The organism is Neobacillus sp. NRS-1170 (assembly GCF_050468025.1).
The window spans coordinates 1-10,829 of record NZ_JBITPF010000118.1; the positions used below are offsets into that span (position 1 = coordinate 1).

A 10,829-nucleotide genomic window follows, 5' to 3' on the forward strand; every position below is an offset into this window, starting at 1 on the left:
GCCGCACAACTGCCCCGTTAGTACAATAAAAAAGGAGATCGCCGCAGCCATCCCAATCTTTAACTCTTGCATCCGTTACTTTAAGTGTAATATTTTACAAGTTTTTATTTTTAAAGAATGATATCTATCATATAGCAGAAATAGAGTGGATTTTTTAAAAAGTGTCCCGCTATCCCCTCTTATTCGTCTTTAGTCATACTTTTTAATAACTTGTGGTGTTTATGCAGTTTATGGATAATATAGCTGAATTGGAATACTGAGAATACTTGAATATAATTGGCTAGGTCGCTTAAGCCAATGACTTTAAGCAAGATAGCTGTAACTACTATGGTAATCCAAAACTCTAGTGACTTTATATAGCCTAGCACAGAATCTCCCCTTTCCGTAATTTATACTAGGAACCTCTGAAAAAAAATGTCAGTCCGTTGCGGTTAAAGTTTTATTACTAAGAGTGGTGAAAGTGAGAAATAATCCACTACATGTCCTCATTAGAGCTAGGTATGGACCTGAAAGTAAAGTTGCCATTAATACACTTTTTTTCAATAAATAAATTATCAATCACTATAGTTAATGAAATAAATTCTCTTAATGAAAGGGACAAGTTATTCAGTTAATCCGCAAATTTTTTTCTTAATTATATTCATTCCTTCTTCGACTAAACTGTGCGTTAGCGGAACAAGAAAAAGAGCCGCCACCGCAGCCCCTTGTTGAACTATTGCCCAGGTTAGTTTAAGTTACCTTTTCACATCTTTGATTCTAGTGTGAATTATTAACGATTTAACTTTTGTGGTCACATTATATATCTAATCAAAGAAATGTTATTTTCCATTTATATTTTTGTGCCATATGTCTCAATTCATTATCTGGTACATAGTCAAATATTTGTGTTGACTTAAACCACGGTTTAAGTCGTATCATAATCCTGTCGACAAGGAAAGATAAAATGCGGAGGTCTCCCGATGAAATATTGTTCAATTAGTGAAGCTGCAGCAAAATTCAATATTACAGAATCAACGTTACGTTATTATGAAAAAAAGGGACTACTGCCACTGATTGAGCGTGATGAAGCGGGCAGGCGGTTATTTTCAGAAGATCAAATTTCACTCCTTGAAACCGTTATTTGTTTAAAAAATACGCGCATGCCCATTAGTGGTATTAAACAATATATTGATTGGGTAGTAGAAGGAGACAATACCATTGTTCTCCGACTTGAAATGATGAGGAACCACAAGCAGGCAGTGCTAGATGAAATTTCGTTAATGACAGAATCTTTAAAGAGGATTGACTTGAAAATTACGCGTTATTCAAAACGCACTGTTCCAGAAAAGGTATAAATTTTTTTTAAAAAAAGAAGAAAATAATTGGAGAAGAGGAACTAGAATGAAACTTTCAGGAAATACAATACTTATTACAGGTGGAAGTGCTGGAATAGGATTAGCTTTCGCAGAACGCTTTATAAAAGCTGGAAATAAAGTCATCGTTACTGGACGCCGTGAAAATGTACTTCAAAAAGCAAAAGAGAAATTCCCAGACCTTATTACCCATGTAAGTGATTTGAGCACTGAATCTGAGCGTGTATCATTGTTTGATTGGGTAACTGAGAACTATCCAGAAGTGAATGTGTTAGTGAACAACGCAGGGATTCAACAACGTTTTAATGTGTTGAAAGCAGATGCGAAGAACAATTGGAATTATTTCAATAAAGAAATCACAACAAACATTGAAGCACCTTTCCATTTGTCTATGCTATTTGCTCCATTTTTTGCTACAAAAGAAGAAGCGACTATCATTAACGTCACATCTGGGTTAGCTTTTACTCCGTTTGCTATTGCTCCAATCTATTCAGCAACGAAAGCGGCACTTCATTCATTTACAATGAGTCTACGACATCAACTTTCGGATTCATCTGTAGAAGTAATTGAAGTTGCTCCTCCAGCAGTGAATACAGATTTAGGCGGAGCAGGGTTGCATACTCACGGAGAACCGTTAGATGAATTCGCAGATGGGATTTTTAAAGAATTACAAGAGGGCAAACATGAAATTGGATATGGTACTTCAGTCGAACGACTACGCATGTCACGAGATAAAGTCGATGAACACGTAGCAAATATGTACAATGCAATGAAAAATACAATCGAATAACTATCTTTGCTTCATGTTGGAACAAGAAAAAGCAAAACTCGCTGTAGCGAGTTTTTTTTATTAGCCATTGCTCTTTCCACTAACCCTGCCCAGTTAGTTTAACAAGAAAAAAGTGCTGCCGCAGCAATCAATACTAAACTCAATCCCCGGTGGATTGCCATTCATATTGAATATCAGGTAAATTTTCTTCATTTTCATGGCCTCTACCAATGATTTTAAATCCATTCTTTTCATAAAATCGTTGTGCGTTTTTATTTACTTCAAATGTATATAATGTTAATCTCCCACTTGATTGTTCTTTTACCTTATCAAGTATTGTTTGACCTATACCGATTCCTTGATAATCATTATGAATATAAAGTTGGCTTATCTCCCTTTCATTATAGGCGATCATTCCAACTACTTTTTCTTCAATTAACGCTAAATCTATTTGATACTGTCCTGGTAATATATTATTTAAAAAATTTATATGATTTTCAAAGCTATGAATTTCTTTCTGACCAATAGCCCGTTCCTTACTATCTAGCCACATTTCCACTGTCTGTTTTGCATACTTAGGATTATACTGAGTTATTATGAATTTGTGTTGTTTCACTTCAAAACCTCCTTAAGATTTGTTTACTGATTTATATGTTGTTTTGTTAAACTATTCTAACGTTCGAATAAGAAAGGCTGCCGCAGCAGTCTTGCCTTACTCAACTCAAGCACCAGTTAATTGAATAACAACCTTGTTTATTAATCAATGTTTATTTAGGAAGTTTAGCATTTCATTGAAAGCGTTTTGGGATGATTTTTCATTAAATTTTGTAGAGTATGGATCACTGAATCCGTGTTGTCCAAAATATTTATATATCTCTATATTCTTTTTATCTAAATTTGAAATTAACTCATCCACATTAAAGGATTGTTCCTCTTGAGGAAAGAATAAAATTGTAGGACATAGTGGCACTATTTGTGTGTAATTCCTAATTCTCGAACCATAGTATCCCACAACTCCATCAAGGCACTCTTCCTCACTACACAACCAAGCAACAGTTGCCCCCACGCTAAATCCAATAATATATATTTTTTGGTATTTATTTTTAACACCTAATAATAAATTCTTTATTTTATGGACAGCATCAGAAAACCCTACATTCTCCATAAAATTGAGATAGGCAATCTCCTCTTCAGAATAATCAAATGGTTGTTCTCGTTCTAATAAGTTCGGACAGATAACATCAATATCCTGTTTTGATAATAAATCACAAAAATTCTTTATATGTTTATTAATGCCATAGATTTCGTGTATCACAATAATCAAATTACCTGAATTATTCAGTATCTGAAGCATTTTTATCCCCCTTCTAAAGTGACTCTACAATTATATAATTAATAGAAATTATATCATTTGTAATTGAACTATCCTGCCCGTTAATGCAAAAAGAAAAAGGCTGCCGCAGCAACCTAGTGTTCTGGAGTCCAAGCATCCGTTATTATCAGTAAAATACTTTCCAGCCTGCACTTGAGATCAGACTAAGTTTTATAAAACAGAATATAAAAACCCTTTATTTAGCTTCTAACCTTTTATCCAATTAATTTACGATACTTATATAACACAGATTATCTTCTTTGCCAAAAAGAATCAATTTATGATAGCACAATATTCCTTTTTTAATAGTTTGAATTTATACATTTTCTCATCTGCATCCTTAATTCATTCATCGAGATTCGAAGCATCATCAGGAAACAGAGCGGCTCCAATTGATACAGAAACGTCCACATTTTTTTGTTCAGACATCTTTTTTAACTCATTCTCAACACTTAGAATAATAAGATTAGGACACTAATTATTAAATTGAATTTTTTCGCTATTGAAACAGTCAAATATAGACTATTATATAAAAGTACGATACATACTATTTACCGTTTGGAGGAATGCATTGTGAAAATGGAACATGTGGGGATTATGGTCAATGACATGGACGAGTCTTTAGAGTTCTATCAAAAGATCCTCGGTTTAGAATTAAGAAATAGAGAATGGTTAAATGACACTGTTGAGCTTGCATTTTTATATTTTCCTGAGCAGCCGAGTGTAGAGGTTGAACTTGTCTACGGCGGCCCGGTTGAGAACGAAGGAATCGTTAACCACTTGGCCTTTACTGTTGAAAACATTGAAGCTGAACTAGTACGTTTTAAAAAAGCAGGCGTCAAATTAGTAGATGAAGAACCTCGAAGCATTTTAAATAATACAGTTAAAATCGCCTTTTTCCAAGGTCCGAATGGTGAGAAGCTAGAACTGGTAGAAAGATAAGTGTATATAGCAATGTATGAGCGAAAAAGAGGGATATTTTTAATCGCCAAAGTGATTATGTGAGCGGCTCGCCGCTCTCTTTTTTATTGGAAAAATTGTTTATTCACCTAATAAGAGGTTCTCTCTCAAAACTGTCTATTTTCTAATCAGAAATGCTTGTTTCAGATTGTGCTTTTTATAATTCTGCCAAAGGTTGTTAATACATATTTTCCACTTCAATTCTCAAAGGACATCTTCTACAAACATGCATCCGATAGCACAAAAAGAAAAAAAGACCGCCGCTATATTGTTAAAGAATATAAAAATCAGTGTTTACCTCTCTGAATAGCACTACAATTAACACTATTATCTTAAATATTTCTTCCATCGAATTGGGCATACTTACCTATGAGGTGAAGTTATGAAACAGAAACACACATTAGAGAAAAATATTTTAAGGGCTTTATTAATTTTTGGAATAATCTCATTCATAAATTTGATTAGAAAACCACCCGCAAAAGATTGGTTAATTATCTTTCTTTTTAAAGGATTTTTATCTTCAATTTTAGATAATTTAGTTGTGAAAAAAGGATACATCAAATATCCAATAAAATTATTTAAATCATTTGATTTTAGCTTTATTTTTGATTATTTACTTTATCCTATAACCTGTGTTTACTATAACCAAGTTACTAAGAAATCCAATATTTTAGGTATGTTTGTTAAAACATTCTATTTTAGTATTCCAATGGCTGTAACAGAGCATTTCTTAGAAAAGAAAACGTCTTTACTTAAATTTAAAAAGGGCTGGAATTCCTTAACCAGCTTTTGGACTTTAAGTATAACTTTTCTTATTTCTAGGGCTTTCATCGCTATAGTCCGAAAAGCAAATAACAGTCCTGTTCCAAAAAATTAATTTATTTTGGATACAGGATTTTTTATTGATAAACGGTTTTAAATTCATGGAATAAATTTAAAATATATTAATAAGGGGTCATCTCCTTTTTTCACAATACTTCCCGTTAGTCAAATTGGAAAAAGTAATCCTATGTTATTGAAACATCGCATCTGATTTTTTTCATCTGTTTCAATGTTTGCCAACAGAGTTTTTCTTTTAGTAAAAAAATACACGGAAATTAGGAGATCCACAATTTATATGCTACACTTGGTTTACCATATGATATACTGTTTTCAAGTACCCTACTCATTTTTGAGTGGGGTTATTTGTTTTTCTAAGAAAAATAAATAACAGACTCTAAAAAAGAGTCTGTCCATGTTTGTCGTTTTATTTAAGCTTTACGAACGTTAGCTGCTTGTGCTCCACGTTGACCTTGCTCAACATCAAAAGTCACTTCTTGGCCTTCTTCTAATGTTTTGTACCCTTCGCCTTGGATAGCTGAGAAATGAACGAATACGTCTTCTCCACCTTCACGTTCGATGAATCCGAATCCTTTTTCGCCATTAAACCATTTTACTTTACCTTTTTCCATGTTTGTTGCCTCCTAGTGTGCTAAGCACACACAATGTATTACTATCCTTGCTCTCAGTGATCATCAAGACGAAAAGTTTTTACTAATACTATCCTTTACACCGAACAAAAATAATTCTTCTTTAAAATAGCATTTTTTGAAATTAATTGCAAGGAACCCTAATTCTTAAACTATAGCACCCCGATAGTTTAAGGCCATCTCTTTACAAAGTTAAACGAATTTTCAAAGTAGCAGCTTCCCTTACCTATTTAGATACCGGATCCTCCTCTTGTTTAAAATATCACCTATGAGGAGGAAGTTTCGTAAGTATATTTAGGAAAAGAGCAATTTATAACCTCAGAGAAACCTACTTAATAATTTAAAAGCCAAAAGAGTGTGAGTAATCGAAGAGTCTTAAATAATTTAGATATTTTTATATTATCTTTACCTATTTTTATAATATTTTTACATTATTATGAATATTTAGAATAATTTGTTGATATTTAAAATTGTATTTAATATTATTGAAATAATTTATGTAAGGGTTGTCATTGTTGTGTAATCTTTATCGGGATTCAGACATCAATGATATCCTGATTAATTTTGTTCAATAGAATGAGGTGATGAGAAAATATCAATTTTAAGTAGGTTATAACATCCCATGCAATCAGGTGGGACATGGTAACAACTATATTTTGCGCTTTTAGGGGGGGATTTAGATGAGAAGTAGGAAAAAGTATTTTGCATTATTTTTCTCCATTTGCCTATTACTATCTATTGTTGTAGGTTGCAGCCAGGAATCAAGCACGGAGTCGAATGGTAATGGGAAAGATTCGGATGGAAAGATTACCTTAAAAATGATTGAAAGCCTTTCAAGCCCGGCAAGAACGGCATTGCTCAACGAGTTAATAGACAAGTTTGAAGCTGCGAATCCGAATATCAAAGTAGAATTGATCTCCCCACCTTTTAATGGTGCGGACCAAAAAATCACCCAAATGCTTATGGCTAAAGAGGCGCTGGATGTTGTGGAAGTCCGCGAATTCAATGCCAAACAATTTGCAATGAATGGTTTTATCGAAGATTTGAAGCCTTACACAGAAAAATGGAAAAACTACGATTCCTTGAACGATATTGCCAAAAAGCGTGCCAATTGGGTGGATAATACTCCATACTACATACCTAACGGTTTGTATCAGCGTGTCTTATTTTACCGTACCGATTGGTTTAAGGAAGCAGGACTAGAAGTACCCAAAACATGGGACGAATTCTATGAAGCAGCAAAGAAATTAACAGACCCAGCTAAGAATCGCTATGGATATAGTTTTCGTGGAGGCCCGACCGGATGGGATTATGCTCTAATTACTATGTGGGCTTACAATGGTAAAGAGGTTAATCCAGATAATGCATTTTACTTAGAGAATGGTAAGACTTTATTCTCCTCACCTGAATCGTTAGAAGCGTTAAATTTTTATAAAAAGGTTTATAAGGAAGTTTCTCCTCCAGATTCGATCAACTGGGGCTACCCAGAAATGGTCCAAGGATTTGTTTCAGGGAGCACTGCGATGTTGATCCAGGATGCGGAAGTCATCGATGCCGCGAAGGAAAAGCTGCAGGATGGAACATGGGCAACAGCACCTCTACCGATTGGACCATCTGGTGTAGCCCAGCAAGTAGTCAGCGGGCCTGGCTGGGGGATGACCGCCTACTCTAAGCATAAAAAAGAAGCATGGAAGCTTATTGAGTTTCTAAGTGATCCGGAACAGAGCAATGAGTATACAAAAAGGAGTTCTGTAATTCCAGTTCATCAGAATGCTTTTAATGATGAATTTTATAAAACAGGTTATTTTAAACCGTACGGAGATATGAATGCACAACCGGATATATTCCTCGACGTGACAAGACCAATCGATTTCAAGGGATGGGGTGCATGGCAGTCAGCCGCTGACCAAGATCTTCAGGCCTTCTTATCCGGAAATACATCAGCAAAAGATCTCTTGAAAAAATGGGACGAATATTGGACTAAAGAAAAAGCGGAAAACAAAAAGTAGTTTGGCAATGGAAATGGATAGCGAAAGCTATCCATTTCTCCCTGTTACTAATGTAAGGAGGAAATCTTTTGAAAATGGAGAAGCAGATTTTACATGCGAACAATCCAGGAGTTCAGCTTGAGAAAGCCCCCTTTCGTTTCTCAAAAGAAGGGGTTTTTATTCTTCTTTGTCTAGCGCCTGCGATTGTTCTAGTATCGGTATTTGTATATTATCCCATCATTAGAGGATCAGTTATGGCTTTTCAGAATTACACCCTCTTCGACTTAATGAATATTCATTTTATTGGATTGGATAATTTTAAAGCTGTTATTTCAAGTCCTAACTTTGCCACCATCGTTAAGAACAGTGTGTATTGGGTTTTTATCTCATTATTTTTTCAATTGGTCCTTGGCTTTGCGCTTGCCCTAAGCATGAGGAAACACTTCAAAGGAAGAGGAATATATCAGGGTCTTGTCTTCTTTCCTTGGGCGATGTCGGGATTCTTGATTGGGCTAATTTGGCGATGGATGTTTAACGGGCAATTTGGAGTCATTAATGATCTTCTTCTCAAAACAGGGTTGATTGATGCACCTATTGCGTTTTTAGCCGAAGGCAAGTGGGCGATGTCTTCTGTTATTATCGCGAATATTTGGTATGGAGTAGCGTTCTTTGCCATCATGATTTTGGCTGCGCTTCAATCGATACCTGACGAGTTGTATGAAGCGGCTGAAATAGATGGGGCAAACAAGCTTCATCAGCTTTTCTATATTACCCTGCCTTATATTTTACCTACCCTCTTTATTACCATTCTCTTGAGGGTAATTTGGATTCTCAACTTCCCGGATATTATCTATTCCATGACAAATGGGGGTCCGGCTGGTGCAACGCATATTCTCTCTACATACCTGATTGATAAGGTTATGTTTGAACAGAACTATGGACAAGCCTCTGCAGTAGGTCTTATCATCGTTGTCATTCTTCTTTCATTCATGGTGTTTTTCATAAAAGCTTCAAAATTTAAAAAGAAAGGTGATTTTTAATGACTAATGGAGGAATTTGGCTTCGTACTCTGAAAGTAGGTTTTTTAAGCATTTTTTTGGCCATCACCATTTTTCCTTTGTATTGGATCATTATTACTTCCTTTAAAACACAGAAGGACATTTTTTCTCTGCCGATTCAATACTGGCCAAAAGAATTCACACTGGATAATTATATTCAAATATTTAAAATCTCTCATTTTCAAACTTATATTTTCAACAGTTTTTTGGTTTCCATCGTTGCTTCCTTTATTGTATTGATTATTTCTTTGCTTGGGGGATATGTCCTTGCAAGATTCAAATTCAAAGGGAAAGGACAGGTGATGGGCGGCTTCCTCATTACTCAAATGGTCCCTATTTTCATTGGTATGGCTCCGTTATATATGATGATGTCAAATATGCAGCTTATTAATCATTTGTTTTCTTTAATGCTGATCTATACGGTTATGTTGATTCCTTTCTGCACGATAATTATGGTTGGGTTTTTCCAGAGAATTCCTGCCTCATTGGAAGAAGCTGCAATGATTGATGGATGCTCAAGAATAAGCGCATTATTTAAGGTCATTGTTCCTGTAATGCTGCCAGGAATTATGGCCACCTTAATATTTGCGTTTGTTCAGTGCTGGAACGAGCTTATTATGGCGGTCATGTTTATTGATGAGGAATCGGTTAAAACCATTCCGGTGGCGATGAATTCTTTTATAAAAAAATATGATATTGAATGGGGAGCAATGTCAGCTGGAACGGTACTATCGGTTATTCCTACCATGATCTTGTTTGCGTTCTGTCAAAAGTACCTCGTAAATGGTCTGACGCAAGGTGCGGTGAAAGGGTAAATCTATCAATTTTTTGGAGGGAATAATAAGGTAGTTATACCGGGCCTGCCCTAATTGGAACAGGAGTCTACGGAATGTAGGCGTCAGCCGTACAGGCAGTGGATATCGTGCCATTTAGTGCCAAAGCGACACGTAACGGAAAGACAGAAAGACTCCGTTTTATCAAGACTTAAATTGTAAAAAGTCATAAAAAAATAGGGGGTGATACATATTAGTCATGTATAATATGTATCACCCTCTTACTTCTTGTTCCACAATCGAACCCTAATGTGGAAGATCATTGCTTAAATCTTAATCAAGATAATCACCATTAGTTTAGAAATTACATGCTTCTACAAGTCCCGTTTGTTGAAGAAAGTTTGCACTTTATTCGTTAAACTCACCTTCATAAGGATTAGCATACAAATCTACATCAAATTCAGCTTCAATATTGTTTCCTTTAATTAAGATTTGCTTGTTAATATGATGTTCCATATGATTAAGGTAGTCCTGTATAAGCCACAGTAATGTTTTTTGGGAATTACCAATTTTACAAAGATAAGTTAATTTCTCGGCAGGAATATTTATGATGATATTTATCACTTGCTTATTTAGGTTTTGAAAAAGAGTCATTATTTCATCAATTGGTCTTTCTTGATAATTCTGAACTGCGACCCATTCTTCTTGATTATACGATTGGATGACATAAGGTTGTTTCGTATATTGAATTTTTACAAACCTCTCAATATTATTTATTGCAGAGTCACAAAGATGTCCTAATATCTCTTTTTTAGACCATTTATTTGGTAATGGGCGATTTGATATTTCTAATTCTGACATTGAGTTGTATACCTTTGGTAATGCTTGTATCCAGTTGTTTATTGCATTAATTATAACCTCCAAACTCCTGCACCCCTTCAATATGTATCTAAAAAACAATATTCATCAAAAGACATTAATATCCCTGCTTAATCTAACCTGCCCGTAAGTGGAACAAAAAACAAAAAGCCGCAGCTACGACTCTTTGTTTCGCTCAAGCACTCGTTAGTTTAAGTTATCATGAACGA

At 34.9% G+C, this 10,829-nt stretch carries 11 protein-coding genes; 7 read left to right on the top strand and 4 right to left on the bottom strand.

The features are described 5' to 3' along the window. The first annotated feature begins 959 nt into the window (after positions 1–959). Both ACIFOT_RS32055 and ACIFOT_RS32060 read left to right on the top strand, forming a co-directional pair. Positions 960–1,334: a MerR family transcriptional regulator gene (locus tag ACIFOT_RS32055; protein ID WP_430072957.1), complete on the top strand. Its 375-nt coding sequence runs from the start codon at positions 960–962 to the stop codon at positions 1,332–1,334. Between the two features lie 46 nt (positions 1,335–1,380). Then, positions 1,381–2,142: an SDR family oxidoreductase gene (locus tag ACIFOT_RS32060; protein ID WP_430072961.1), complete on the top strand. Its 762-nt coding sequence runs from the start codon at positions 1,381–1,383 to the stop codon at positions 2,140–2,142. A 139-nt stretch (positions 2,143–2,281) separates the two neighbouring features. On the opposite strand, the gene ACIFOT_RS32065 is transcribed toward ACIFOT_RS32060, so the two are convergent. Both ACIFOT_RS32065 and ACIFOT_RS32070 read right to left on the bottom strand, forming a co-directional pair. After that, positions 2,282–2,737, bottom strand: coding sequence for a GNAT family N-acetyltransferase (locus tag ACIFOT_RS32065; protein WP_430072964.1), 456 nt, complete (start codon positions 2,735–2,737; stop codon positions 2,282–2,284). Between the two features lie 144 nt (positions 2,738–2,881). Beyond that, on the bottom strand, positions 2,882–3,475 hold the full coding sequence (locus ACIFOT_RS32070; protein ID WP_430072967.1) for a dienelactone hydrolase family protein: 594 nt from the start codon (positions 3,473–3,475) through the stop codon (positions 2,882–2,884). 597 nt (positions 3,476–4,072) lie between these two features. Here ACIFOT_RS32070 and ACIFOT_RS32075 point away from each other — a divergent pair. Both ACIFOT_RS32075 and ACIFOT_RS32080 read left to right on the top strand, forming a co-directional pair. Further along, complete coding sequence (locus ACIFOT_RS32075; protein ID WP_430072981.1) at positions 4,073–4,435, top strand: VOC family protein; 363 nt, start codon at positions 4,073–4,075, stop codon at positions 4,433–4,435. 400 nt (positions 4,436–4,835) lie between these two features. Beyond that, positions 4,836–5,330 (top strand): CBO0543 family protein, encoded by a 495-nt coding sequence (locus tag ACIFOT_RS32080; RefSeq protein WP_430072969.1) that lies wholly within the window; start codon positions 4,836–4,838, stop codon positions 5,328–5,330. Positions 5,331–5,703: 373 nt separating this feature from the next. Here the strand turns inward: ACIFOT_RS32080 and ACIFOT_RS32085 are convergent, their stop codons facing one another. Further along, a complete protein-coding gene (locus ACIFOT_RS32085; RefSeq protein WP_027322326.1) occupies positions 5,704–5,904 on the bottom strand; it encodes a cold-shock protein in 201 nt (66 codons plus the stop codon). Positions 5,905–6,602: 698 nt separating this feature from the next. On the opposite strand from ACIFOT_RS32085, the gene ACIFOT_RS32090 reads away from it, so the two are divergent. From ACIFOT_RS32090 to ACIFOT_RS32100, 3 genes are all read left to right on the top strand, one after another. Beyond that, the gene (locus ACIFOT_RS32090) at positions 6,603–7,931 is read left to right on the top strand and encodes an ABC transporter substrate-binding protein (protein WP_430072972.1); all 1,329 of its coding nucleotides are present in this window, start codon (positions 6,603–6,605) and stop codon (positions 7,929–7,931) included. 74 nt (positions 7,932–8,005) lie between these two features. Next, complete coding sequence (locus ACIFOT_RS32095; RefSeq protein ID WP_430072984.1) at positions 8,006–8,950, top strand: carbohydrate ABC transporter permease; 945 nt, start codon at positions 8,006–8,008, stop codon at positions 8,948–8,950. After that, complete coding sequence (locus ACIFOT_RS32100; protein ID WP_430072975.1) at positions 8,950–9,783, top strand: carbohydrate ABC transporter permease; 834 nt, start codon at positions 8,950–8,952, stop codon at positions 9,781–9,783. The genes ACIFOT_RS32095 and ACIFOT_RS32100 overlap by 1 nt, the downstream gene beginning before the upstream one ends. Before the next feature lie 366 nt (positions 9,784–10,149). Here the strand turns inward: ACIFOT_RS32100 and ACIFOT_RS32105 are convergent, their stop codons facing one another. After that, positions 10,150–10,665, bottom strand: a complete 516-nt coding sequence (locus ACIFOT_RS32105; RefSeq protein WP_430072978.1) for a DinB family protein — start codon at positions 10,663–10,665, stop codon at positions 10,150–10,152. Between the last annotated feature and the right edge of the window lie 164 nt (positions 10,666–10,829).

What these genes read in the sequence shown, in the direction of transcription:
- ACIFOT_RS32055 (WP_430072957.1), top strand. Translation starts at nt 960, where the DNA reads ATGAAATATTGTTCAATTAGTGAAGCTGCAGCAAAATTCAATATTACA.
- ACIFOT_RS32060 (WP_430072961.1), top strand. Translation starts at nt 1,381, where the DNA reads ATGAAACTTTCAGGAAATACAATACTTATTACAGGTGGAAGTGCTGGA.
- ACIFOT_RS32070 (WP_430072967.1), bottom strand. Translation starts at nt 3,475, where the DNA reads ATGCTTCAGATACTGAATAATTCAGGTAATTTGATTATTGTGATACAC.
- ACIFOT_RS32075 (WP_430072981.1), top strand. Translation starts at nt 4,073, where the DNA reads ATGGAACATGTGGGGATTATGGTCAATGACATGGACGAGTCTTTAGAG.
- ACIFOT_RS32080 (WP_430072969.1), top strand. Translation starts at nt 4,836, where the DNA reads ATGAAACAGAAACACACATTAGAGAAAAATATTTTAAGGGCTTTATTA.
- ACIFOT_RS32085 (WP_027322326.1), bottom strand. Translation starts at nt 5,904, where the DNA reads ATGGAAAAAGGTAAAGTAAAATGGTTTAATGGCGAAAAAGGATTCGGA.
- ACIFOT_RS32090 (WP_430072972.1), top strand. Translation starts at nt 6,603, where the DNA reads ATGAGAAGTAGGAAAAAGTATTTTGCATTATTTTTCTCCATTTGCCTA.
- ACIFOT_RS32095 (WP_430072984.1), top strand. Translation starts at nt 8,006, where the DNA reads ATGGAGAAGCAGATTTTACATGCGAACAATCCAGGAGTTCAGCTTGAG.
- ACIFOT_RS32100 (WP_430072975.1), top strand. Translation starts at nt 8,950, where the DNA reads ATGACTAATGGAGGAATTTGGCTTCGTACTCTGAAAGTAGGTTTTTTA.